Genomic DNA, 25,324 nt, shown 5'->3' on the forward strand with positions numbered 1-25,324 from the left:
TATAGTGGCGTCCATGCCTAGCCGAGCTGTGATGTCGGTCGATGAGGCGCGGGCCTGGCTCGCCGAGGTCATTTCCGGCGCCGAGCGCCTGCGCCTGGAGTCGGTCGACGACGGCCGGGTCGTCTCGGTGGCCGGCCCCGACTGCCTCGAACTCCGCCTCGACGGCACGATCTCCGGGCCGGCCATGTTCTGGGCGATGGACCTGACCGGCTTCGTCGCGGTCACCGTGCTGCTCGGCCCGACACCGGCGATGGTGCTGGCGCACAGCAGCATCAGCTTCCTCGAACCCGCCGAGCCCGGCGAGCTACGGGTGACCGCCGAGGTGATCAAGCTGGCCAGCCGGTCGGCGGTGGTCGACGCCCGGGCCAGCGACCGCCGGGGCGCGCTGGTGGCCGCGTCCACCCTGCACTTCGCGCTGCCGTCGCGGGCCACCCGGGCGGCCCTGCGCGCCGAGCACGCCGTCCGGGCCGCCGCCGGCTGACCCACCACCGGTCACCGGGCCGGCGGGGCGCCGACCGGCTCAGTCCGGGCGGTCCACCACGTAGGTGCGCCGCTGCCAGGGGTAGGTCGGCAGCGGGGCCACCACCCGGCCCTTCGTCGTCGGCACCGGATCGTCCGCGCCGAGCACCCGCACGTCCGGGTGGGCCGTGCCGGCAGCCACCGCCGTCAACGCCTCGGCCGCCTGCACCGGCCCGGACGCCCGCACCCACACCGCGTGCGCCAGCCGGGTCCGTCCTCCGGCGGCGGTGCCGGCGAACGCCGGATACTCCGCCGCCGGCAGCCCGGCCAGCCGTTCGGCGTAGCGGCGGGCCAACTCGGCGAGCGCCGGCCCGGTGGCCGCCGACACCGGGAACCCGTCCACCGGCGGCGGCGCGGCCGGCGGCACCGGCGGGGCGGGTGACAGCACCGCGAAGGCGTTCGTGCCGCTCATCCCGTACGAACTGGTCGACGCGCAGGACCCGAACCGGTCGTCCCAGGCGAGCGGGGCGACCGGGATCGCGATGCCGGTGCCGGCGAGGTCGATGCGCGGGTTGAGGGTGCGGAAGTTGGCCTGCGGGGCGATGATGCGCCGCTGGAGGCAGAGCACCGCCTTCACCAGCCCGAGCACCCCGGCCGCGGACTCGGTGTGGCCGATGTTGCCCTTCACCGAACCCACGTGCAGCGGCGGGCCGTCGGCGCGGCCCAGCGCCGCCGCGACCGCCGACATCTCGGCCGGGTCACCCAGCGGGGTCCCCGTGCCGTGCGCCTCGTGGTAGCCGACCTCACCGGGGGCGATCCCGGCGGCGGCCAGCACCGTGTCGATCAGCCCGGCCTGGGCCGCCACGTTCGGCGTGGTGAACGTCGCCGTCCGGCCGTCGTGGTTGATGCCGGTGCCGCGCAGCACCGCGAGCACCCGGTCACCGTCGCGCTGCGCGTCGGCCAGCCGCTTGAGCAGCAGCATCGCGCAGCCCTCACCCCGGACGAACCCGTTGGCGTCGGCGTCGAACGGGCGCGACCGGCCGTCCGGCGACAACGCGCCGGTCTGCGCCACCGACCGGGTGGTGCTGGGGGCGAGGATCAGGTTGACCCCGCCGGCGACCGCCGCGTCACAGTCACCCGCCGCCAGTGCCCGCGCCGCCGTGTGCACCGCCACCAGCGACGACGAGCAGGCCGTGTCCAACGCGAACACCGGCCCCCGCAACCCCAGGGTGTACGCGACCCGCCCGGCGGTGAAGCTGTGCCCGTTGCCGATCGTCCAGTACGAGTTGGGGTCCCCGGTCAGCCACTGCCGGTAGTCCCGGCCGGTCACCCCGACGAAGACCCCGGTGCCGCCGGCAATGGTGGCGACCGGGATCGCGGCGTCCTCGAACGCCTCCCAGACCACCTCGAGCAGCAGCCGGTGCTGCGGGTCGAGGACCCGGGCCTCCCGGGGCGAGATGCCGAAGAACTTCGCGTCGAAGTCGAACACGGCGTCGAGGTAGCCGCCCCGGGTGACCATGCCGTCCCACTGCGTGCCGAACCCGGCCCGGCGGTCGTCGGGCAACTCGCCGGTGAGGTCCCGGCCGGCGAGGAGCGCCGACCAGTACGCGTCGAGGCTCGACACCCCGCCGGGCGCGCGGACCGCCATCCCGACGACCGCGATCGGGGTGGGCACTACAGCACCCGGCGCATCCAGCCGTGGGGGTCGGCAGCCCGGCCGGTCTGGATGTCGAGCAGCCGCTCCCGGAACTCCTGGGTGTACTTGCCCGGCGTCCCGTCGCCGATGGTGAGGGCGAACTCGTCGCTCTTGAGCCCGACGATCGGCGTGATCACCGCCGCCGTGCCGGCCGCGAACGCCTCGGTCATCGACCCGTCGGCGAACCCGGCGCGCATCTCGTCCAGGTCGATGGTGCGCTGCACCGGCTCCAGCCCGTGCTCGGCGGCGAGGGTCAGCACACTGTCGCGGGTCACCCCGTCGAGGATGGTGCCCAGACCGGGGGTGAGCAGCTGGTGGTCGCGGGTGACGAAGAAGACGTTCATCGTGCCCGACTCGTCGATGCTGCGCCGCCCCTCGCCGCCCAGGTAGAGCACCTGCTCGCAGCCGTGGCCGAGGGCCTCCCGCTGCGGGGCGAGGCTGGCCGCGTAGTTGCCGCCGCACTTGGCCGCGCCGGTGCCGCCGATCGAAGCCCGGCTGTAGGTGGTGCTGACCCAGAGCGTGACGCCGGTGACCCCGTTGGGGAAGTACGACCCGGCCGGGCAGGCCAGCACGCAGTAGGTGACGTGCTGGGCGGGACGCACCCCCAGGAACGCCTCCGAGGCGAACATGAACGGGCGCAGGTAGAGGCTCTGCTCACCGCCGTACGGCGGAACCCACGCCTCGTCGGCGCGGACCAGCGCGGCCACGCTCTCGACGAAGGTCTCCTCGTCCAGCTCGGGCAGGACCATCCGGCGGGCCGACGCGGCGAACCGGCGCGCGTTGAGCTCCGGGCGGAACAGCCAGATGCTGCCGTCGGCGTGCCGGAACGCCTTGAGCCCTTCGAGGATCTCCTGCGCGTAGTGCAGGACCGCCGCGCCGGGGTGCATGGTGAACGGCTCCAGCGCGCCCACCCGGTGGTCGTGCCAGCCGGCGTCGGGTGACCACACGGCGGTGGCCATGTGGTCGGTGAAGTAGCGGCCGAAACCCGGGTCGGCGAGGATCTCCTCCCGGGTCTGCGGCGGGGTCGGGTGGTCGGTGGGGATCAGTGGGAACTGCGCGGTCATCCGGACTCTCCTCGCGACGGGCTATCGGTGAACACGACGACGCAGTTCTGCCCGCCGAAGCCGAAGGCGTTGGTGAGCGCCGCCCGCACCGGCGTTTCCCGGGCCTGGTGGGGCACGTAGTCCAGGTCGCAGTCCGGGTCGGGCCGGTGCAGGTTGACCGTCGGCGGGACGACGCCCTCGCGGATCGCCAGGGCACACACCATCGCGCCGAGCGCGCCCGCCGCGCCGATCAGGTGCCCGAGCATCGACTTGGGCGCGCTGACGGCGACCCGGTCGGCCGCCGCCCCGAGGGCCGCCCGGATGGCGACCGTCTCGGTCAGGTCGTTGGCCTTCGTCGAGGTGCCGTGGGCGCAGATGTAGTCCACCCGGTCGGGGCGGACCCCGGACCGGTCGAGCGCCTGCCGGATCGCCTCGGCGGCGAACACCCCGCCGGGGCGGGGGGCGCTGACGTGGAACGCGTCGCTGGTCAGCGCGCCTCCGGCGACGGTGGCGTACGGGGTTACGCCCCGGCGACGGGCGTGCGCGGCGGACTCCAGCACCAGGATCACCGCGCCCTCGCCGAAGACGAAGCCGTCCCGGTCGGCGGCGAAGGGCCGGCTCGCGCCGGTCGGGTCGTCGTTGCGCTGGGACATCGCCCCCATGCTCACCAGGCCGGCGAACATGGCCGGAGTGATCGCCGCGTCGGTGCCGCCGCAGATGACCACGTCGGCCTCCCCGGACAGGATCAACCGGCGGGCGTCGAGCAGCGCGTACGCGCCGCTGGCGCAGGCCAACGCGCTGGCGTTGACCGGCCCGTGCGCGCCCACCTCGATGGCGACCTCACACGCCGGCATGTTGGTCAGCGACGACGGCACGAAGTGCGACAGGGGCGCGGTCGGTTCGGGGGCGAGCAGCCCGCGTACGGTGGCCTCGACGGTGTCGAAGCCGGCGACCGCGGCGTTGACCACCACGCCGACCCGGGCGGCGTTGCCGGCGTCGACGGTGAGCCGGGCGTCGGCGACCGCCTCGCGGGTGGCGACCACCGCGAACTGGCTGAACCGGGCCATCCGCCGCAGCTGCTTGCCGGTGAAGTGTTCGGCCGGCGCGAAGCCGCGCACCTCGGCGGCGATCCGGGTGGGCAGCGCGCCGGCGTCGAAGGCGGTGACCGGGCCGACGCCGGACTTGCCGGCGAGCAGGCCCTGCCAGGTGCTGTCGCGGTCGAGGCCGAGCGGGGTGACGGCACCGATCCCGGTGATGACGACATCGTCCGTCATCATCTCGCCGTCGCCCTCCAGCATCGCGCCCCGGCTCCGTTCTCCCGCCACCGAACGACCGATAGAACACTATCAGTCACCATCGACGCCCGGCATCCGTGCACGGCATCCGGTGGCCCGCCCGCCACCCTACGCATCGCGTCCCGATCCCCGGGCGAGCACCGGCACGCCCCGCCAGGCGTCCGGTCCGGCCCCGGCGGGTGGCGCGGACCGGCAGATCACGTACCCGGTCGGCGCGGCCACCCCGGGCCGGCCGGGCAGCGCGTCGAGGACCCGCCGGTGCAGCTCCTGCGGCGAACCGGAGGCGGCCACGTACACCGTCACCCCGCCGTCGCCGGTCGGGTCGACGAAGGCCGCCGCGGCGGCACCCCCGGCCACCTCGCCGACCAGCTCCGCCACCGCCTGCGGGCGGACCCAGCCGGCCGGGGTGGACACCCAGTCGGTCCCCCGGCGGGCCGGGGTCAGGCCGATCCGGTCGGCGATCTCGGCGACCCGCACCTCCTCGGTGACCGCGTCGCACAGCAGCGTCTCGATCCCCCGGACGACGGTCTCGCCGAGCGCCCCCGGCAGGTACGCCGTATCGACCAGCAGCCCGAGCCGGCACCGGCCGTCGCCCAGGTTGCTGGCGGCGACGTAGAACCTCATGTCGCTCTTGGACAGCGGCTCCAGCCGGGAGTAGCGGGATTCCCGGCGCAGCACGGCGAGCCGGTCCGGCCCCGGGTCCGGGTCGGGCGTGGACCAGTCGCTGCCCCGGTGCCCGTTGTTGAAGTAGGCGGACAGGTCGAACGCCACCCCGCGCCGCCGGCCGACCCGCTCGACCACCCGGCGCACCTCGGCCGGGTCGCACTGGGCCCGCCGGTACGCGTCGAACGCCGGCCGGTGCAGGTGCCGGATCGCGGTGAGCAGGTCGACGTCGTCGTCGACCCGGTGGACCAGCAGGGCGTCCAGGGTGTTCAGGGCGATCAGGTCGCGGCTGTCCCGGTCCAGCCGGTTGCCGGCGATCAGCTTGAACACGGCGGTGCGGTGCCCGTTGTAGGCGGTCAGGATCAGCGTGGTCAGGCCGAGCAGCACGGTCGAGAACGAGGTGCGGGTCCGGGTGGCCAGCGCGGTCGCCGCCGCGGTGACCGCCGTGGAGTCCAGCAGGTGCCGTTCGATGGGCTGGTCACCGGTCGGCGCGGCCGGCAGGTCGAACATCGAGGCCGGCGCGGCCGACAGCCCCTGCTCCCAGTGCCGCAGCCCCAGCCGGCTGGCCTGCTGGCCGGCCGGCGACTGCTGGAAGGCGGCCTGCGCCAGCGGCTGCGGCACCCGGCCGGCCGGCGGCGCGGCGTCGGGGGCCGGTGCCGCCCCGGTGAGCTGACCGAGCAGCACATCGGTCAGGGTGGTGAAGGCCCAGCCGTCGAACGCCAGGTGGGAGCCGACGAGGGCGACGGCGCTGATCCGGCCCGCCCGGTCCCGGGCGCAGCCGACCCGCAGCGGCCACTGCGCCTCGTGGTCGAACGCCGCCTCGGTCAACGTGGCGACCAGTTCGTCACCGACCCGGGCCGGGTCGCCCTGGTCGTCGACCACCACCACGTCGTACGTACCGGTGGCGGCGACCTCCTGGCGCGGCCCGTCGGCCCGCTGGACGTACCGGGTCCGCAGGGTCTGGTGCGTCTCGACCAGATGCCGCAGGACGGTGGTCAGCCGGTCCGGGGCGACCGGCTCGGGGAGCACCAGGGCCCGCCCGATGTTGAACTGGTTCGCCTCCTTGCCGAACCACTGCATCGGCCCCCACATGACGCTCTGCGCCCAGGTCAGCGGCCCGGCGCCGGCCCCCTGCCCGGTGAACGCCAGGCTGAACGCGCCGACGCCGGTGCTGCTGTCGGCCACCCGGTCCCCCATCTCACCCTCCCCGGTGCCCACTACGCCCGCGCAGCCGACGCGGACGGGCCGGACGACCTCGGCGTCAGCCGCAGCGGCAGGTGGTCGAGCCCCCGGAACGCCGGGCTCTTGACCTTGACCAGCTCACCGATGAGTTCGATGTCGTCGGTACGGTCGAGGAGCATCCGCAGGAACGTGGTGGCCTGCAGGCGGGCCAGGTGCGCGCCGACGCAGGTGTGGATGCCCGCCCCGAAGCCGAGGTGACCGTCGGTCACCCGGTCGATCCGGTAGTCGTTGGGGTCGGGGAACTTGCGCGGGTCCCGGTTGCCGGCGGCGAAGGACAGCTCGACCCGGGCGTCCTTCGGGATGGTGGTGTTGCCGACCACCACGTCGGTCGTGGCGGTGCGGAAGACGTTCTGCACCGGCGGATAGAACCGCGCGGTCTCCTCGATCGTCGGCCCGATCAGCTCCGGCCGCTCGCGGACCAGTCGGAACTGGTCGGGGTGGTTGAGCAGCGCGTCGAGCATGTTGCCCAGGAAGTGGGTCATCGTCTCCTGCCCGCCGACCAGCAGGGTGAGGCAGAGCCAGAGGATCTCGTTCTCGGTCACCCCGCCGGAGGCCGCGGCGGCGAACAGCTTCGACACCACGTCGTCGCGGGCCGGCTCGTCCCGCCGCCGGGTGAGCAGGTTGCCCAGGTAGCCGGAGAGGCCGGCGACCGACGACAGCGCCGCCTTCGCGGCCTGCAACCGCAGCGCGTTCTCGTCCGGGTCCTCCGGGGCGTCCTCACCGACCTTCGCGTTGGCGATGAAGCTCTCCAGCACGCCGGCGGTGAGCTTGAGCTTGGCGAGGTTGTCGTCGGGCACCCCGACGATGGTGGTGATGACCTTCACCGGTTGCAGGATGATCGCCTGCTGGACCAGGTCGATGTCGCCGGTGGCCACGGCCTCGTCGAGCAGGTCGCCGCAGACCCGCTCGATGAACGGCCGCCAGAACTGCACCCCACGCGGGGAGAAGTCGTGCCGGATCAGGGCGCGCAGCCGGGTGTGGTCCGGCTGGTCGAGCCCGAAGAGCACGGGCAACGTCGAGCGGTGGTAGGCGATCCCGTCGGCCGAGGACAGGCCGGCGTGGTTCTTCGCCGCCAACCGGACGTGCTCGTAGCGGATCACCAGCCACATGTCGCGCTGGGCGAGGTACAGCGGCTCCTCGGCGCGCAGCAGCTCGGCGTAGGCGGGATACGGGTCGTCCATGGACTCGGGCGAGAAGGGGTCGAACTCGTCGGTCTGTGTCGCGCTGGTCACTGCCATGTCCTCCGCAATCGTTGGGGGCCGGTCACCGGTACGCCCTGGCCTGGAGCTCGAACATCTCGGCGTACTGACCCCCGGCGGCGAGCAGGTCGGCGTGGCTGCCGGCCTCGGCGACACCGCCGTCGGCGAGCACCACGATCAGGTCGGCCAGTTGCACGGTGGAGAACCGGTGGGACACGAACACGCTCACCGCGCCGGTCCGGGCGGCCACCTCCCGCGCCTGCCCGCGGTAGCGGGCGAACAGGGCGTACTCGGCCTCCGCGTCGAGCGCGGCGGTCGGCTCGTCCAGCACCACCAGCAGCGGGTCGTCGCGCATGAACGCCCGGCCGAGGGCGAGCTTCTGCCACTGGCCGCCGGACAGTTCCGCCCCGTCGGTGTGGCTGCGGCCCAGCGGGGTGTCGAGTCCCTCGTCGAGCTGCCCGACCAGGTCGTCGGCGCCGGCCCGGCCCAGCGCCGTGCGTACCGCCTGGTCGTCGTCGCGGCGGGGTAGGTCGCCGACGCCCACGGTCTGCCGGGCCGGCAGCTCGAAACGGACGAAGTCCTGGAAGCCGGCGGCGATCCGCTCGCGCCATCCCGGCAGGGACAGCGCGGCCAGTTCGACGCCGTCGACGAGGATCCGGCCGGACGTCGGCGTCAGCAGGCCGCAGAGCAGCTTGACCAGGGTGGTCTTGCCGGCACCGTTCTCGCCGACGACGGCGACCGTGGCACCGGCCGGCAGGTGCAGGTCCAGACCGGTGACCACCGGTTCCGCCCTACCGGGGTAGCGCAGCGTGACTCCGGCCAGCCGGATGCCCTCCCGCAGCCTGGGCGGCGGCGCACCGACGGCGGCCGGCCCGACGGTAACGGCCGGCCCGAGGGCGACGGGACCGGGCACCGGGTCGGCGGGCGACGGGTGCCGGTCGGCGGCCCGGACCAGGTCGTGCACCTCGTCGAGCCGGCGGTAGACGCTGCGTAGCCGCTGGAGGTCCTGCAACACCCCGACCGCCGCGGCGACCTGCTGGTTGACCTGGGCGGCGATGGTGACGACCAGGATCACGTCACCCACCCCGCGCCGGCCGGCGACGGCGTCGCGCAGGATCAGCAGCACCGCCAGCACGTACCCGGCGGCGAACGCCAACTGCCCGGTCATCCGGACCAGGCTCGCCACCAGCTGGGCCCGCCACAGCCGTCGGGTGGCGTCCTGCCAGTGCCCGCGGTGCCGCCGCCGCACCTCCCCGGTGAGCCCGAAGAGGCGCAGTTCCTTGCCTGCGGCGGCGTCGGTGGCCAGCCGGAACAGCCCGGCCGCCCGGCGGGTGGACTCGGCGACCGCCTCCCGGGCCCGGTTCACCATCCGCTCCGCCCACCGGCCGGCCAGCAGCGGCGGCACGGCGGCCAGCGGCAACAGCAACAACAGCGGGTGGAGCACGGCCAGCACCACCGTCGTCAACGTCATCGCCACGGCCAGGCCGACGCCGGTCAGCACGGCCTGCAGGCCGACCCGGAGCTGCTCGACGTCCTGCTCCAGCACGGTGATCTTGTCGGCGAACTCGGACCGTTCGAAGTGCGCCATCCCCGGTGTGCCGTTGGTGGCGTCCATCAACTCCTGGTGCACGTGCAGGACGTCGAGTTCGGCGAGTTCGAAGTAGGCGATGTGGGCGAAGTGCCCGAGGGTCAGTCCGGCGATCAGGCCGACCGCCACGCCCACCCCGGCGAGGAACGCTGCGACCGGCCGGCCGGCGGTGACGGCGTCGAAGAGCACCCGCAGCAGCACCGCCACCAGCGGCCACGCCACCGCACCCGCGACGACCAGGACCAGCGCGGTGAGCGCCTTACGCCGGTCCTGGCGCAGCGACGTGCGCCACAGCGCCCAGCCGGCGGAGAGCAGGCCCCGGTTCACCTGACGCTCCGTGTCGACCCGACGTCCACCGCGCCACCGTCCGGACCGCCGACCGGCCTACCGGTGCCGGGGTCGTCCGCCGACGGATCGGCGTCGGGATGGCCGGCCGACGGACCGGCGTTGGGATGGTCCGCCGACGGGGTGTCGGCGGCTGGGGTGGCGAAGCGTTCCGCCTGGAGGGTGAACAGCCGGGCGTACCGGCCGCCCAGGTCGAGTAGTTCCGCGTGCGAGCCCTGCTCGACCACCCGCCCCTCGGCCAGCACGACGATGTGGTCCGCCCGGCGGACGGTGGCGAACCGGTGCGAGATCAGGATCGTGGTGACCCCCGGGGTGGCGGCGATGATCTCGTCGAAGAACCGTGCCTCGGCCCGGACGTCCAGGCTGGCCGTCGGCTCGTCGAGGACCAGCACCGACGCGCCGTGCCGGATGGCGAACAACGCCCGCGCGATGGCCACCCGCTGCCACTGCCCGCCGGACAGGTCCACCCCGTCGCGCAACTGCCCGCTCAGCGGGGTCTCCAGTCCGCGCGGCAGCGCGTCGAGGGTGGCGAGGATGCCGGCGGCCCCGGCGGCGGCCCGGATGCCGTCCCGGTCGTCGGCGTGCCGGATCGCCCCCAGCGCGATGTTGTCCGCCGCGCTCGTGGCGTACCGCAGGTGGTCCTGGAAAATGACGGCGAGGTCGCGTCGCCAGCGGGCCGCCGGGAGCGTGTCGATCGGCCGACCGCCGACGGTGATCCGGCCCGCGTCCGGCAGCGCCAGCCGGGACAGCAGCTTGACCAGCGTCGTCTTGCCGGCGCCGTTGAGCCCGACGATGGCGGTGCACGCCCCCGCCGGCAGGGTGAGATCCAGGTCGGTGAAGACAGGCGTCGCGCGGTGCGGGTAGCGGAACGACACCCCCTCGAACCGGATGTCCGCCGCCGGGGTCGCGGCGGGCTCCACAGCAGTCACCGCAGCAGGGTCGTCGTCGGCCGGGCCGTCGCCGGGGGACGTCCGGTCGCGCATTCCGGCGCGGAACTCGCCCACGGCCCGGTAGGCGTTCATGCCGAACTGGGTCTGCACGTCGGCCTCGGGATAGAACTCGCCGAGCTGCACCGCCGCCAGCACCGCCTGGATCACCAGCGCCAGCCGGGTCAGCCCTACCTGGCCCTGCCCGCCGGCCAACCCGAGCGCGGCGAGCACCGCGACGAGGACCGTCAACCCGACGGCGGTGTAGAGGAAGTACGGCCGCAGGTAGACCCGCCGCCGCTGCGCCCACACCGGACGCATCCAGTCCAGGTACGCCTGCCGGTACTGCTCGCGCAGCCACGGCAGCAGACCGAAGACGCGGATCTCCTTGGCGGCCGGCTGCCCCATCGCCACGCCCCGGAAGTAGGTCAACCGGCGGACCCGGGCCACGACCGCCCCGTAGATCGCCGCGTAGCGGCGCAGGCCGCCGCGTTGACCGTGCCGGAACGCGAGCACGGCGACGAGCAGCCCCACCCCCGCCGCCCAGGCGAAAGCCGCCCCGACGACCACCGCGTACCCGAGGAGCTGCCCGTAGCGGGCGAGCAGCGCCAGCATCCCGGCACCCGCCGCACCCGGGCTCTGGATGCCGTGCTCGACCTCGCGGGACGCCTCGGTGAGCTGTTCGAGCAGCGCCTGGTCCTCCAGCGGGGCGGTGCTGGTGCTGCCCAACGCGGCCGCCATCAGCTCGTCGGCCACCGCGCCGTCGATCCGACGCTGCACCAGCAGACCCGTGGTGACCTGGAGCTGGGCCAGCAGCTGCTGGGCGCTGAGCGCCCCGGCGGCCACCACGAAGGCGGTCACCAGGTGCCCGAAGGCCGGCGACTCGACGCCGTCGCGGACCGCCTGCGGCAGCCAGCCGATCATCCGGCTCGTCGCGACGACGAACACCACAGGCGCGGCGGCGAGCAGCAGGTTGACCAGCACGGCGGCAGCCACCGCCGGGACGCCCGCCCGGGGCAGCAGGGTGACGATGCGCCACCGGTCCACGGCGGTCCGGCGGACCACCCCGACCACGGTGCCTGTCGTCGTCGCGTCGCCGCTCATGCCGGCTCCCCGACCCGCTGGGTCCGCACGGCCCGCTGGAACGCCAGCGCGGCGTCGTGCCCCTCGGCGAACGCCCGGACCGCGTCCAGCCCGGCGGTGTCCCGGGCCCCGCCGACCACCCGGTGCCACACCCCGGTCCGGCGTACGGTGCGCACCAGGGCGTCGGCGGGCAGTTGACCGGCGGCGACCACCACCGTGTCGGCGGGTACGGACCGGTCCGCTCCGGTGCCGTCGACCAGGCGTACGGCGTCGGGGTCGATGCGCAGGTCCCGCACGCCCGGCACCACCTGGACGCCTCGGTGGCGCAGTTCGGCCAGCACCGCCCAGCGGGTGGAGCGCCCCATCCGGGGGCCGAGCCGCCCGCCGCGCAGCAGGACGGTGACCCGCCGGTCCGGGCGCTGACTGGCCAGGTGGGCGAGGTCCACGGCGATGCCCCCGCCGCCGATCACGACCACCCGCCGGCCGAGCGCGTCGTCGGCGAAGGCCGTGCCGTAGTCGCGGACGTGCGGCAGCCCGTCGCCGGGCAGGTCGATGCGGCGCGGCAGCACCCCGGTGGCGACGATCACCCCGTCGTGGCGGCGCAGCAGGTCCTCGTCGGCGTCGGTGATCCGCCGGCCGGTGTGCAGCTGCGCGCCGAGCCGGGTCAGCTCGGCGGTGAGGAACCGGATCGTCTCGGCGTAGTCGGCCTTGCCCGGCACCCGGCAGGCCAGCCGGAACTGGCCGCCGGGCTCCCCGTCGGCCTCGTAGACGGTGACCCGGTGCCCGGCGAGGGCCAGGTCGTGGGCGGCGCGCAGCCCGGCGGGGCCGGCACCGACCACGGCCACCGTCCGGGGGCCGTGCACCGGCGTCGACCCGGCCCGCACCACCGGGTCGACGTGCGCTGCCGGTCCGGCCGGCGTCACCGGGTCGGCCTCCCGGCCGACGAGCGGGTTGACCATGCAGGACACCGCCGCGCCCACCAGCGACCGGTCGATGCACGCCTGGTTGCAGGCCACGCAGACGTTCACCGGCCGGCCGTGACGGCTCCGCTCCACCAGGGCCGGGTCGGCCAGGAACGGCCGGGCCATCGAGACCAGGTCCAGCGGGGTGCCGGCGAGGACCGCCTCGGCCTGGGCGAGCCGGTTGATCCGGTTGCTGGCCAGCACGGGCAGCGTGCCCACCGCGGTCTTGACCGCCGCCGCGACCGGCACCCAGTGCCCCGGCGGGACCAGCGCCTGCACCGTCGGCACCGGTGACTCGTGCCAGCCGACCCCGACGTTGAGCGCGTCGGCGCCGGCGGCGGCCAGCGCGCGGGCGTACGCCGTCACGGTGTCCCGGTCGGTGCCACCGGTCAGCAGGTCGTCGCCGGTCATCCGCATCACCACGGGGAAGTCGGGGCCCACGGCGGCCCGGACCGCCGCCACCACGGCCACCCCGAACCGCATCCGGCGCTGCGGGTCGCCGCCCCACTCGTCGTCGCGCCGGTTGGTCAGCGGGGAGAGGAACTGGTCGATCAGGTACCCCTCGGAACCCATGATCTCCACGGCGCTGAACCCGAGGTCACGGGCGTACGACGCGCCCCGGGCGAAGTCCTCGACGATCCGGGTGACCGCGTCGGCGGGCAGCGCGTCCGGGGTGAGCCGGGAGATCGGGCTGGGCACCGCCGACGGGGCGACCGGGTGGGGGCCGCCGGGGGCCGGCCGGGCGTACCGGCCCGCGTGGAAGAGCTGGAGGGCGAGCAGGCCGCCGGCCGTGCCGACCTCCCCCGCGACCCGGCGCAGCCGGGCCCGGAAGGCGGTGTCGTCGAGCACCCCGCAGCTCGGCACGTCGGCACCGGCCGGACTGACCGCCGCGCCACCGGTGACCATCAGCCCGGCGCCGCCGCGCACCCGGGCCAGGTAGAAAGCGGCCAGCGCCCGGCCGCCGTCGTCCCGGTGGTCCCAGCCCAGGTGCATCGCCCCCATCACGATCCGGTGCGGCAGCGCCAGCCGGCCGATCCGTCCGGGCCGCAGCACCCTGTCCAGTCCGGCCGTCATGCCAGCGGGCCACTCAGATCCCGGGTGAACGGCGGCGAGACGATCGACAGGCCACCGTCGACCACCAGGGTCTGCCCGGTGACGTACTCCGCAGCCGGGGAGAGCAGGAAGGCGATCACGTCGGCGACCTCCTGCGCGGTGCCCATCCGCTGCTTGGGGATCAGTGGCAGCACCCCGGACAGCGGGGCCATCCCGGGCACGTCGTAGAAGTAGCCGGACGACTCGGTCTCGATGATGCCGCCGTTGACCGCGTTGACGTTGATGCCGCGTCCGGCGAACTCCACGGCCATGTACCGCACCCACGCCTCGATCGCGGCCTTGGCCGCGCCCAGGTTCGCGTACGTCGGGTAGGCGCGGATGCTGCCGTAGCTGGACAGCGCGACGATCCGGCCGCCGTCGGGCATCAGCCGCACCGCCTGCTGCGCGCCGAGCACGAACGAGCGCATGTTCATCGCGTACGACCGGTCGAGGTGGTGCGGCTTGAGGTCCATGATGTTCTTGAACGAGCTGGCCGCCGCGTTGCACACGAAGTAGTCGAGGGTGCCGAACTCCTGCGCGGCCACCGCGAAGAGCCGTTCGATCTCCTCGGGCTGCTCCATGTCGGCGGCCACCGTGACGGCCCGCCCGCCGAGCTGCGTGATCTCCTTGCGGACCTGCTCGGCCAGTTCGGCGTTCTTCTTGTAGTTGACCACCACCGAGCCGCCGCCCCGGGCCAGGGTGAGCGCCAGCGCCCGGCCGATGCCCCGGGAGCTGCCGGTGATCAGCGCGGTGCGGTCCTGGAAGGCGGTCACTGGCCGGCCGCCAGGATCTCCCGGGCGATCACGGTCTTCTGGATCTCGTTGGTGCCCTCCTCGAAGCGCTGCGCGCGGGCGTCGCGGTAGACCCGTTCGATGGTGCTGCCCTCCCAGTAGCCGATGCCGCCGTGCGCCTGCAACGCCTTGTCGGTGACCCGGGTCAGCATGTCCACCGCGACCAGCTTGGCCATCGAGGACAGCGCCCCGGCGTCGTGCTCCCCCGCCTCCCAGCGGCGGGCGGCGTGCAGGGTGAGCTGCCGGGCGGCCTCGATGTCGGCGGCGTTCTCGGCGAGCGCGAACGCCACCGCCTGCCGGGCGGTCAGCGGCTTGCCGAAGGTGACCCGGTTGCGGGCGTGTTCGACCGCCAGCTCCTGCGCCCGACGGGCCAGCCCCACGCAGGTCATCGCCACGCCGATCCGGCTCGGGGTGAGGAAGCCGCCGAGCGCGACCGCCAACCCGTCGCCCTCCTCGCCGAGCCGGTTGGCCACCGGCACCGGCGCCCGGTCGAAGATCAGGTGCGCGTGGTCGGTGCCGCGTACGCCCATGGTGTCGGGCATCGGTTCGACCCGGACGCCCTCGACGTGCCGGTCCACCATCAGCGCCACCGTGCCGTCCTTGCCGGTGCTGCCGTCGAGCCGGGCGAACAGCAGCCAGTAGTCGCAGCTCACCCCGAAGGTGATCAGGTGTTTCTCGCCGCTGAGCAGGTAGGTGTCGCCGTCGCGTACCACGCTGGCGCGCAGGTCGGCCCCGGTGCCGGCGGTCGGTTCGGTGAGCGTGAACGCGACCCGCAGGTCCCCGGCGACCTGCGGCAGCACGAACGTCTTGCGCTGCTCGTCGGAGGCGAACTGGTCGATGGAGCGCCACACCCCGTTGCAGACGTGCACGATCATCCGCAGCGACGCGTGCGACATCGAGAAGAGTTCGAGCAGGTGCAGGTACTGGGTGAAGGACAGGCCGGCCCCGCCGTAGTCGACCGGCGCGGCGAGCCGCAGGTAGCCCCGGTCGCGCAGGTCGGTCCAGAGCTGCGCGGGGACGCTGCGGTCGCGTTCGATCGCCGCCGCGTACTCCTCGCCGGGGCCCCGGACGAACGCCTCGACCTCGCGGGCCAACGTCGCGAACGACGTGCCATCGGCCTGGGTCACTCTGCCTCCTCGCCGATCGTTGCGCTGATCTGGTCACGCAACATGAACTTCTGCACCTTGCCGACCACGTTGCGGGGCAGCGCGGCCACCGTCTCCAGCCGCTCGGGCCAGTACTGCTTGGCGACCTTGTGGCCGTCGAGGAACCGCTGCATCCCGGCGAAGGTGAGTTCCGCCCGGGTCACCACGAACGCGCAGGCCCGCTCGCCGAGGCGCGGATCGGGCATCGCCACGATCGCCACCTCCCGGACGGCGGGGTGGGTGTGCAGCAGCTGCTCCACCTCCGCCACCGGGATCTTCTCGCCGCCCCGGTTGATCACGTCGGTCACCCGGCCGGTGATCCGCAGGTAGCCGGCGTCGTCGATGGTGGCCAGGTCACCGCTGCGGTACCAGCCGTCCGGGGTGAGCGCCGCCGCGGTCAGGTCCGGACGGTCGAGGTACCCGGCGAACAGGCAGTCCCCGGCGACCTCGAAGTTGCCCTCCACGCCGGGGCCGAGCACGGTGCCGGCGTCGTCGGTCACCCTGATCCGGACCCCCTCCAGCGCCCGCCCGTCGGTGCCCCAGGCGTGTGCGGGCGCGTCGGTCGGCGCGGAGAGGGTGCCGAGGCACGACTCGGTGGAGCCCCAGGCCCCGCAGACCGCCGCGCCGAGGGTCCGGGTGGCGTGCTCGGCGAGGTTGCGGGGCACCGCCGCGCCGGTGGCGACGAAGACCCGCAGCGTCGGCGGGGCCTGCCCGCCCGTCTCCACGGCCTCGACGAGGTCGGCGAGGAAGGGGGTGGCCGCCTGGACGAAGGTGGCCCGGGTGTGGTGCAGGGCGGCCAGCGCGGTCCGGCCGTCCCAGATCGGTTGCAGGACCACGGGCGCGCCGATGGTGAACCCCAGCCACATGCCGTAGAGGAAGCCGGTCTGGTGGGCCAGCGGTGACGGGATGAACAGCCGGTCGGCGGCGGTCAGGCCGAGGTGCCGGGCCTGCATGGCGGCGGCCCGGGTCAGCGTGTCGGCGCGGTGCAGCACCCCCTTCGGCTCGCCCGACGTGCCGGAGGTGAACATCAGCTGGGCCAGCGCCGCCGGGTCGGGCCGGTGGGCGGCCGACGCCGCGTCGTCGGGCCGCTGCCGGGCCAACGCCGGGGCGAACCACTGCCAGCGCAGGTCCGTGGTGTCCGCCGGCAGTCCGGCGGCGTCGGCCGGTGCGGCGGTGCCGTCCGGCGTGGGTGTGACGGCCGCCGGGGCGGTGCCGTCCGGGACGGTGTGGCCGGCGACGACGAGGACGTGGGCCACGCCCGGGGCGTCCGGGCCGGCCAGCATCGCCGCGGTCTCGGCGAGGTGCGCGCGACCCCGGAACTGGTCGGGGATCACCAGCACCCGGGCCCGGGAGCGGCGCAGCAGCCGGCTCATCTCACGCTCCCGGAAGAACGGCATCAGCGGGCAGCAGACCGCCCCGATCCGGGTGGCGGCCAACGTGAGCACCACGAACTCCGACCAGTTGGGCAACTGCCAGGCGACCACGTCGCCGGGGCCCACGCCCAACTCCAGCAGCAGCGACGCGGCCCGGTCGGCGGCCCGGTCCAGGTCGCGCCAGCTCATCGTGGCGCCGGCCCGGCCGGGCGAGGCCGCCTCGACCACGGCCTCGTCGTCGCCGCGCGTGTCGGCGTGCCGACGGACCAGCTCGGCCACCGGTGTGGCGGCCAGTTCGGCGGGCGTGGGCAGTTCGGCGGGCGTGGGCAGTTCGGCAGGCGTCGGCAGTTGGGCGGCCGTCGGCACGGACGGGCCGGCGGAGCGGGCCGGCGACGGACGGGTGACCGGCGTGCCGGTCGCACGCCGACCGGCGGCCGGCGGGTCGGTGGGCCGGGGCAGGCGGTGGGCGCGGGCCCGGTCGACCGACATGTTGAGGCCGACGGCGTTCATCTGGTCGAGGAACTGCGGGAAGGAGATCCGGTGGGCGTTCGGGTAGGTCAGCCGGCTTTCGCCGGTGGCCCGGGAGGCGGCCACCGCGAGCGCCATCAGCACCCGGTGGTCGTTGAACGAGGACAGGTCGGCCTCCCGCAACTGGCCGACCCCCTCGCAGACGAGCCGGTCGCCGTCGAGCCGCAGCCGGCCGCCCATCCGGTTGAGTTGCAGCATCGCCGTCACCCGGTCGGACTCCTTGAGCCGTACGTGGGCCACGTGGTCGAGCACGGTGGTGCCGTGCGCGTGGGAGCCGAGGACGCTGAGCACCGGCAGCATGTCGGGCACCGCGCGGCAGTCCACCCGCACCGGGGCCAGCCGCAGCCCGTCGTGGCGCACCCTGATCCAGCCGGTCGCCGGGTCGCGGGTCAACGGCACGCCCATCGTGGTGAGGCTGTCCAGCAGGTGCGCCTCCGGATGGTCCAGTTCCCCGGCGGGGACCGCCGGCAACCCCCGGAACAGCACGTCGGACGGGTGCAGGGCGGTCGCGGCCAGGCCGAACGCGGCGGCGCCGACGTCAGGCGGCAGCCGGACCACCGCCGGGGTGGGCCGCTGGCCGGGTTCGACGCCGTACCGTCGGCCGTCCGCGCTGACCTGCACGTGCAGGCCGAACTGGCGCATCATCGCCACCGTCAGCTCGACGTACGACCGCTCGTTGAACTCGCCCACCACCTCGACCACGGTGGGGCCGGTGGCGAACGGGCTGACCAGCAGCAGGCTGGAGATCCACTGGGAGAGCGTGCCGGGGATCTGCACCCGGCCCCCGGTCGGCGGGTGGGCGGCGACCCGGATCGGCAGCAGCCCGCCGGTCGAGGTGATCTGCACGCCGATGCCCGCGAGGGCGTCGAGCAGCGGGCGGATCGGCCGCCGCCGGAAGTACTTCTGCCCGGTGATGCCGACCGGGGTCTCGGCCAGGGCGGCGAGCCCGGTCAGGAAGTAGAGCGTGGTGCCCGAACTGCCGACGGAGACCTCCGGGCGTACCGGGCGGTACCGGCCGCCACGGACCACGAACGCGTCGTCCTCGACGGTGATGGCCGTGCCGAGGTCCCGTAACGCCCGGATGGTGTGCTGCACGTGGCCGGCGTGGCAGGCCCCGTGGATGCGACTGGTCCCGTCGGCCAGCGACGCGAGCATCAGCGCCCGGTGCGCGTGGTACTTCGACGCCGGGACGTCGAACTCGCCCACGAGTGGCTCGGCCGTGCCCTTGATGACGAGACGCACAGTCCCTCCCCGCAGTGTGTGTCAGCCGGCGGTGTCTGGTGGCGACGGTGTCGCCGGAGCTGGGCCCGGCCCCGACCCGGCAGCCGGGCCGGGGGCGGCAGCCGGGCCGGGGGCGGCAGCCGGGCCGGGGGCGGCAGCCGGGCCGGGGGCGGCAGCCGGGCCGGGGGCCGGGACGCCACCGAAGACGGCGTGCATGCCGCCGTCGGCGTGCACCACCTGCCCGGTGGTGTACCGGGACAGGTCCGACAGCAGGAACAGCACCGCCCCGACCACCCGGGCCGGGTCGGCCCGGTCCCAGCCCAGCGGCGCCCACTGCTCGTACTGGTCGGCCAGGGCGGAGAAGGTGCGCACCCCGCGCGCCGACACGGTCTCGACCGGCCCGGCGGCGACCAGGTTGACCCTGATCCCGGCCGGGCCGAGGTGCAGCGCCAGGTAACGGCAGACCGCCTCCAGCGCCGACTTGTAGACCCCCATCCACCCGTATCCGGGCAGCGCCCGGGTCGAGTCGACGGTCAGCCCGACCACCGCGCCGCCGCCGGGGGCCCGGCTCAGCAGCGGCGACAGCGCGGAGGTGAGCTGCTGCAACGAGTACGCCGACGCACGGAACCCGTCGAGCACCCCGTCGGCTGCGGCGGTGACGAACCCGGCCCCCAACGCGTCAGGCGGGGCCGCGGCGATGCTGTGCAGCACCCCGTCGAGTTGCCCCCAGCGGCTGCCGATCAGCTCTGCCAGCGCGTCGACGCTCGCGTCGGACGTCACGTCCAGTTCGAGCACCTCGGGGCGGGACGGCAGCATCTCGGCCACCCGGCGGGTGATCCGGCCGACCCGCCCGTACGAGGTCAGGATGACCTCGCAGCCCTCCCGTTGCAGGGCCGCCGCCACGTGCCAGGCGATGGACTCGTTGTTGAGGACCCCGGTGACCAGGTAGGTGCGCTTGTCCAGGCTCAGCAACGAGCTCAACTCGACGCGCCCGCCACGATCCGCTCGACGAGTTGACCGATGGTGACGTCCGCGAGTTCGCTGCGCGGGATCTCCACCCCGTACTCCTTGACGACCATGGCCATCAGGTCGGCGACGTCGAGCGAGTCGATGTCCAGCGCGTCGAACTTGGCGTCGGTGCTGATCGCGTCCTCCTCGACGCCGAGGTCGATCAGTTCGGCGCGCAGGCGCTCCTCGACGGCGGGGGCGGTGATCTCGGTCGATGGTGAAGACATCCGGGTGCTCCTTGTCTCGCAGGGGAATCGGCTAGGCCGTCAACGGGGCGCGGCGGGCGAAGTTGGTGTGGTGCCGTTGCGCCCAGTACCACTGACGCCAGTAGCTCTCGGCCAGCTCCAGCCAGGTCTCCAGCCGGCCGGTGTCGTCGAGGAACCGGTTCATGCTGACCAGCAGCCAGCTGTAGACGCCCTGGCTGTCCCGGCAGTCCGCGCAGTTGCCGGAGGTGCAGCAGAACTGGAGGGTCTGGTAGTCGGCGCCGTAGACGGCGAAGCCGTCCAGGACCGGGTTGCCGTTGCGGACGCGCTCGGCGTGGTCCGGGTGGTCCACGCTGATGCTGGGGCAGACGTCGTAGCCGAACTGGCCGTCCCAGTGGGTGCGGCCGGTGATCAGCGACTCGATGAAGTACGGGTGGCAGACCACCGTCTCCGGGTACGCCTGCTTGACCCGCAGCGCCTCGGCGAGGGTGCGCTGCTCGTTCTCGATCCGCAGGGCGTGGTCGCTGCCGTGGGCGGAGTAGAAATTGAAGGTGACCTGGTTACCGTTGTCCTGGATGGCCCGCACGGTCGGCTCGACGTACTGCAGGCCCTCCTCGGACAGGGCGTACACGAAGATCACCCGGGGGTCGTTGCGGTAGTGCCCGAGGGCGGTCTCGAACAGGCCGGAGAACGACGAGCCGTTGACCCGGTAGCCGCGCAGCGCGTCGTCGAGCGGGCCGCCGCCGAACAGGCTGATGGCGACCGCCACGTGCTCGAAGCCGCTCATCGGCAGCGGCCGGATGCCGTTGGTGGAGATGGTCACGTACGGCAGCCGTTCGACGAACGGCACGACCCGGGGCAGCACCAGGGTCGGCTCGCCGCCGATCAGGGTCGCCTGGGTGACGCCCTTGGCCACCAGCGAGTCCACGAACCGGGAGATCAGCGCCGGGTCGGAGGTCTCGGGGACGGCCGCGTCGAAGCCGCCCTCGAAGTACCAGCACCCCTTGCACCGGATGTTGCAGGTGGTGGTGAGGTGTACCTCGGTCGCGCTGACCCGGCGGCCCATGTCCCGGACGACCTGCAACCGCGCGGCCAGGTCGGGCCGGTCGGCCAGCAGGGACGCCAGGCGGACCTTGGCCTCCCGCCGGGACAGCGGACGGGGATTGATCGCGATGGGGGTGGGCATGGGCGGGGCGTCCTCTCAGGTGGTCACGGCGGGGACGACGAGCCCCAGCGCGTGGATCCGGGGGATGACGGTGTTCTCCCACTGCTGCAACGCCTCGCCGTTGGTGGTGCGTCGCAGGCCGTAGCGGACCGCCCGCTTGGACCGCTCGGATTCCGGGGTGCCGAACAGGTCGCGGAAGACCGGCCAGAGCCGGTCCAGCGCGGCCTGCAACTGCTCGCGGCCCTCGTCGGTGGTGGCGAGGTTGCGGCAGACCCGGGCGCCGTGCGCGATGTGGATCTTCTCGTCCAGGATGATCGTCCGGACCGCGTCCGCCCACGGCTTGTAGCTGCCCTGGGCGAACTCCTTGATCATGATCAGGGCACTCTCCTCGCCGATGTACGAGTAGATCCCCCGCTCGGCCCAGGTGGTGCACTGGTGCAGCCGCTTGTCGGCGAAGAGCCGACGCTCCTCGATGGACTGGGACTCCATGTGCGAGGTGTCGATGCCGATCTCGGCCAGCACCCGCTTACCGATCTTGTAGTGGTCGTACTCCTCGGCGGCCCGTTCCGCGCACACCTGACGCTCCTCGGCGTTGGGCGCCAACGGCAGGAACATCATGGTGTAGTCGTCGCCACCGGAGAGCTCACCCTCCGTGTTGATCATGATCTGGCTGATCAGTGCCTTCTGGTAACCCCGGGGCATGCGCTTCAGCTCGTCGGGGGTACGTACCACCACTTCCTCGTCGTCAAAGATCTCCACCGGCATAACGCAGCTCGCCTCCTGTTGGCATTCACGCCCGCAAATTATGGAAAAGGGGGGCACCGACACTCGCGCGGTACGACGACGGACCCGCAGCCGCCCCCGGTGAACCGATCTCCTGGCAGATCCCCCCGTTCCTCCTCGTCCTCACCGACGGTGGCTCAGGTCAGGTTCTTGATCGCCAGCCGCCGCACGTCCGACCGCTGGATCTTGCCGAGCGGGGTACGCGGAAAACTGTCGACCCCGAGCTGCACCAGGGGGACGAACCGGCGCGGCACCTTGAACGCACTGAGTTGCTTCAGCAGCAGCGCGCGCCATTCGTCCTCCAGGGCGACCGCGTCGGGCAGCAGGGTGTAGACCAGCACCAGTTCCACCCCGGTCACCGGATGCGGCAGCGCGGCGACCACCGCGTCGGCGATCCCGTCGAGCTGCGGCACGACGTTCTCGATCTCGGCCGGGTAGACGTTCTCGCCGCTGACGATGACCATGCTGTCCATCCGGTCGACGATGGTCAGCTCGCCGCGTTCGTCGAGGTGGCCGAGGTCGCCGCTGCGGACCCAGCCGTCGACCAGCCGCCCGGCGGTGAGCTCCGGCGCGGCCTCGTACCTGGTGAAGATGCTCGGCCCGCTGAGCAGGACCTCACCGCTCTCCCCCGGCGGCACGTCCCGCCCGGCCTCGTCGACGACCCGGACCCGGGCGAACGGCACCGGCAGGCCGGCGCTGCGCCGGTCCCCCGGTCGGCGGTCCCGGGGCTCCACCACGGTCAGTGAGGTCATCTCGGTCATCCCGTACACCTGGAACACCGGGATGCCGAAGGTGCCCTCGAACCGGCGGATCAGGTCGGGGCTGAGCGCCGAGCCCCCGGCGAGGACGCCCTTGAGCCGGCTGTCGGCCGGTCGCTGCGGTCGCTCGACGAGGTGCGCCAGGTAGGCGTTGACCACCAGGGTCCAGGTCGGACGGTGCCGGTCGACGTACTTCCAGAACCGGGCCAGCGCCGCCTCCGAGCGGACGCAGACCGTGCGCCCCCCGGACCACAGCGGGGTCAGCGTGGGCAGACCCTGCCCGCCGACGTGCAGCATCGGGATGACGTTGAGGAAGACGTCGTCGCGGCCCGCGTCGGCCCACTTCACCATCGCCAGCGAGTTGGCCAGCAGGGCGCGGTGGGACAGCACGACGCCCTTGGCCGCGCCGGTGGACCCCGAGGTGTAGACGATCTCGGCGTCGGCCGCCCCGCCGTCCGACGGCGCGACCAGTTCCCCCCGGTGGCCGACGCCCCGGTCGAGAATCGCGGTGAGGAACCCCTCCGCGTCGTCCACGGTCAGCCAGCGCCGGTCCGGCGACGCCTTCGCGGCCGTCGCCGACGGGCCGAGCACCAGCGCGACGTCGGCGTGGGCGAGCAGGGTGTCCAGTTCGGCCGGGCCGGACTTCGGGTTCAGCGGCACCAGCATCCGCTGGGCGGCGATGACGCCGAGGAACAGCAGCGCGGCCAGCGACGAGTTGTGCAGGACCACGGCCACCCGGCCGCCCGGCGGCACCCGGTGCTCATCCAGCAGCGCCGCGCAGCCCCGGGTGAAGGTCAGCACGTCGGCGAAGCTGATCTCCCGGCCACCGGGCTCCGCCGGAAGCAGGTACGGGTCGTCGCCGTAGGCCGCCGCGGCCTGGGTGACGAGGTCCAGCAGGTTCGCCGTGTCGGCGAGGTTCGGCTCGGCCAGCGGACTAGGCATGCGACTCGTCGCGGACGGCGGCGGATTCCACCACTGCGCAGAGCCGGTTGACCGTGGGGGTGTCGAAGATGACGTCGACCACATCCACCCCGTACGCCGCCTCGACCCGGGTCACGATCTCCACCGCGCCCACCGAGTCCATGCCGAGTTCGACGAGGTCGTCGTCGGGACCGACGGTGGGCCGGTGAAGGACTTCGGCGCAGATCGACGTCATGTTCTCGTGCAGATCGGTCGTGGTCACTGAAGCGGTCCCCCCATGTCAGATCACCACACGGGCCACGGCAACGTTGCGGTAGCGGCCCCTTCCCCCAAGTCCGGGACTCGTCGGGACCATACTCAGTCGCGTCGTGAACCGTCCAGGGCAACCGTCGGAGCAATCGACCACCACCGCCGTCCGCATCGTCATGCGCCATTAGTTCGTGCGGTATCCGGATACGATCGTGGCATGGGGAAGGGGCGACCGAAGGCCGCACTGGTGCTCACCGACGAGGAACGCGCACAGCTCACCCGGGGGGCCCGGGCGGCCCACTCGACGCAGGCATTCGCGCTGCGTTGTCGAATCGTTTTGGCATCTGCCGAGGGGGCCACGAATATCGAGGTCGCGGCCCGGTTGAACGTTTCACCGGCGACGGTCGGGAAATGGCGTTCCCGGTTCGCCGCGGCACGGTTGGCGGGGCTCGCCGACGACCCCCGGTCCGGCCGGCCCGCCTCGGTGCGGCCGGACCAGGTGGACCGGGTGGTGACGGCCACCCTCGACGGCACGCCCACCCCGGCCCGGCGCTGGTCCCGGGCGTCGATGGCCGCCCACACCGGCCTGTCGGCGTCGACTGTCGGCCGGATCTGGCGGCAGTTCGACCTGCGCCCCCACCTCCAGGACGGCCTGACCCTGCCGACCGATCCGGATTTCGTCGCCTCGGTGGTGGCCCTGGTCGGGCTCTACCGCCAGCCTCCGGGTCAGGCTCTGGTGCTCTGCGCCGCGCCCCCGGGCGACCGGCCGACGGCCGGCGGTGTGGCGGACCCGGGCCGGTGGGGGCGGGCCACGCCCGACCCACGCCGCCCCGAGCAGCCCGCGCCCGCCGAGGAAACCGCCCCGGACCGGCACCGGCGCGCCACCGCGTACCGCCGGTTCCTGGTGGCGGTGGACCGTGCGGCGCCCACCGACCTCGCGGTGCACGTGGTCGCCGACGACCCGGGGTTGCACGACGCCCCCTCGGTCCGGGGCTGGTTTGCCTGCCATCCCCGCTTCCACCTGCACCTCGTTCCGGCGGGTGGGTCCTGGGACGACCAGGTCCACCGCTGGTCGCGCCTGCTCACCGCCCGAGATCCGTTCGCCACCGGGCCGCCACCCGGCGGTGCCGGACGACCGGCCCCAGTCGGCACCGGGCCGCCACCCGGCGGTGCCGCGTGGAGCGACGCCGGCCGGGGGCGGGCGGGACGCTGGATCAGCACGCCGGGCGAGATACGCCAGGCGCTCGCCCGACATCGTGAACGAACTTCAGGCGCATCGACACCGGTCGAACGGCAGGCGCTGGGAAGCCGGTCCACCCCGCCTACCGGCATGTGAGATGCCGGAGTCGCATCGCGCCCCCGGGCCGGCACGGGCGCCGGGGAACGGGGTGGGCAGGCGCACGTCACGGAGGCCCGTCGAACCGATCGCGCCGTGGGCGTGACCCGCTCAGGCCGCCTCGACCCCGGGCCTGCCGCCGGGCCACGGCACCGTCCCGGCTTTCGCGGCCACGCCACTCGCCCGACCTGACCATCGCCCGCAAGCCGGTGGCAACACCGGAAGATCCGGGACAGACATCCACATTCGC

Annotated in this window: 19 protein-coding genes; 2 read left to right on the forward strand and 17 right to left on the reverse strand. The window is 73.8% G+C overall.

What is annotated here, in order from left to right; all coding sequences use genetic code 11:
* The first annotated feature begins 13 nt into the window (after positions 1-13).
* Positions 14-481 carry a PaaI family thioesterase gene (locus Q2K16_RS06875; RefSeq protein WP_302744216.1) on the forward strand — a complete coding sequence of 156 codons (468 nt, stop codon included), beginning with the start codon at positions 14-16 and terminating at the stop codon, positions 479-481.
* A 39-nt stretch (positions 482-520) separates the two neighbouring features.
* Here the strand turns inward: Q2K16_RS06875 and Q2K16_RS06880 are convergent, their stop codons facing one another.
* From Q2K16_RS06880 to Q2K16_RS06960, 17 genes are all read right to left on the reverse strand, one after another.
* Positions 521-2,134, reverse strand: a complete 1,614-nt coding sequence (locus Q2K16_RS06880; protein ID WP_302744217.1) for a beta-ketoacyl [acyl carrier protein] synthase domain-containing protein — start codon at positions 2,132-2,134, stop codon at positions 521-523.
* On the reverse strand, positions 2,134-3,219 hold the full coding sequence (locus tag Q2K16_RS06885; protein WP_302744218.1) for a branched-chain amino acid aminotransferase: 1,086 nt from the start codon (positions 3,217-3,219) through the stop codon (positions 2,134-2,136). The genes Q2K16_RS06880 and Q2K16_RS06885 overlap by 1 nt, the downstream gene beginning before the upstream one ends.
* Positions 3,216-4,523 carry a beta-ketoacyl-[acyl-carrier-protein] synthase family protein gene (locus Q2K16_RS06890; RefSeq protein ID WP_302744219.1) on the reverse strand — a complete coding sequence of 436 codons (1,308 nt, stop codon included), beginning with the start codon at positions 4,521-4,523 and terminating at the stop codon, positions 3,216-3,218. The genes Q2K16_RS06885 and Q2K16_RS06890 overlap by 4 nt, the downstream gene beginning before the upstream one ends.
* A 78-nt stretch (positions 4,524-4,601) precedes the next feature.
* Positions 4,602-6,353, reverse strand: coding sequence for a condensation domain-containing protein (locus Q2K16_RS06895; protein ID WP_302744221.1), 1,752 nt, complete (start codon positions 6,351-6,353; stop codon positions 4,602-4,604).
* Positions 6,354-6,373: 20 nt separating this feature from the next.
* Complete coding sequence (locus Q2K16_RS06900) at positions 6,374-7,630, reverse strand: cytochrome P450 (RefSeq protein ID WP_302744223.1); 1,257 nt, start codon at positions 7,628-7,630, stop codon at positions 6,374-6,376.
* 31 nt (positions 7,631-7,661) lie between these two features.
* Positions 7,662-9,512, reverse strand: a complete 1,851-nt coding sequence (locus Q2K16_RS06905; protein WP_302744225.1) for an ABC transporter ATP-binding protein — start codon at positions 9,510-9,512, stop codon at positions 7,662-7,664.
* Positions 9,509-11,560 (reverse strand): ABC transporter ATP-binding protein, encoded by a 2,052-nt coding sequence (locus Q2K16_RS06910; RefSeq protein WP_302744226.1) that lies wholly within the window; start codon positions 11,558-11,560, stop codon positions 9,509-9,511. Before Q2K16_RS06910 ends, Q2K16_RS06905 begins: the two co-directional genes overlap by 4 nt.
* Positions 11,557-13,575 carry an oxidoreductase gene (locus Q2K16_RS06915; RefSeq protein WP_302744227.1) on the reverse strand — a complete coding sequence of 673 codons (2,019 nt, stop codon included), beginning with the start codon at positions 13,573-13,575 and terminating at the stop codon, positions 11,557-11,559. Before Q2K16_RS06915 ends, Q2K16_RS06910 begins: the two co-directional genes overlap by 4 nt.
* Positions 13,572-14,366, reverse strand: a complete 795-nt coding sequence (locus tag Q2K16_RS06920) for an SDR family oxidoreductase (RefSeq protein ID WP_302744228.1) — start codon at positions 14,364-14,366, stop codon at positions 13,572-13,574. Before Q2K16_RS06920 ends, Q2K16_RS06915 begins: the two co-directional genes overlap by 4 nt.
* Entirely contained in the window at positions 14,363-15,511 is a 1,149-nt protein-coding gene (locus Q2K16_RS06925; protein ID WP_302744229.1) for an acyl-CoA dehydrogenase family protein, read from the reverse strand. The genes Q2K16_RS06920 and Q2K16_RS06925 overlap by 4 nt, the downstream gene beginning before the upstream one ends.
* Positions 15,508-18,672 carry a 3-phosphoshikimate 1-carboxyvinyltransferase gene (gene aroA / locus Q2K16_RS06930; RefSeq protein ID WP_302744230.1) on the reverse strand — a complete coding sequence of 1,055 codons (3,165 nt, stop codon included), beginning with the start codon at positions 18,670-18,672 and terminating at the stop codon, positions 15,508-15,510. The genes Q2K16_RS06925 and aroA overlap by 4 nt, the downstream gene beginning before the upstream one ends.
* Before the next feature lie 21 nt (positions 18,673-18,693).
* A complete protein-coding gene (locus Q2K16_RS06935; protein WP_302744231.1) occupies positions 18,694-19,632 on the reverse strand; it encodes an SDR family oxidoreductase in 939 nt (312 codons plus the stop codon).
* On the reverse strand, positions 19,629-19,886 hold the full coding sequence (locus Q2K16_RS06940) for an acyl carrier protein (RefSeq protein WP_088646323.1): 258 nt from the start codon (positions 19,884-19,886) through the stop codon (positions 19,629-19,631). Before Q2K16_RS06940 ends, Q2K16_RS06935 begins: the two co-directional genes overlap by 4 nt.
* Before the next feature lie 31 nt (positions 19,887-19,917).
* Entirely contained in the window at positions 19,918-21,048 is a 1,131-nt protein-coding gene (locus Q2K16_RS06945; protein WP_302744232.1) for a 4Fe-4S cluster-binding domain-containing protein, read from the reverse strand.
* A gap of 15 nt (positions 21,049-21,063) precedes the next feature.
* On the reverse strand, positions 21,064-21,786 hold the full coding sequence (locus tag Q2K16_RS06950; RefSeq protein ID WP_302744233.1) for a Phenylacetic acid catabolic protein: 723 nt from the start codon (positions 21,784-21,786) through the stop codon (positions 21,064-21,066).
* Positions 21,787-21,947: 161 nt separating this feature from the next.
* Entirely contained in the window at positions 21,948-23,510 is a 1,563-nt protein-coding gene (locus Q2K16_RS06955; RefSeq protein ID WP_302744234.1) for a class I adenylate-forming enzyme family protein, read from the reverse strand.
* Positions 23,503-23,751 (reverse strand): acyl carrier protein, encoded by a 249-nt coding sequence (locus Q2K16_RS06960; RefSeq protein ID WP_204923103.1) that lies wholly within the window; start codon positions 23,749-23,751, stop codon positions 23,503-23,505. The genes Q2K16_RS06955 and Q2K16_RS06960 overlap by 8 nt, the downstream gene beginning before the upstream one ends.
* 204 nt (positions 23,752-23,955) lie before the next feature.
* Here Q2K16_RS06960 and Q2K16_RS06965 point away from each other — a divergent pair, with 204 nt between their 5' ends.
* Positions 23,956-25,074 (forward strand): helix-turn-helix domain-containing protein, encoded by a 1,119-nt coding sequence (locus Q2K16_RS06965; protein ID WP_302744235.1) that lies wholly within the window; start codon positions 23,956-23,958, stop codon positions 25,072-25,074.
* The last annotated feature ends 250 nt before the right edge of the window (positions 25,075-25,324 follow it).

Origin of the sequence: Micromonospora cynarisoli, assembly GCF_030518815.1 — a bacterium.
In the GTDB taxonomy this organism is placed as follows: Bacteria; Actinomycetota; Actinomycetes; order Mycobacteriales; family Micromonosporaceae; genus Micromonospora; species Micromonospora wenchangensis.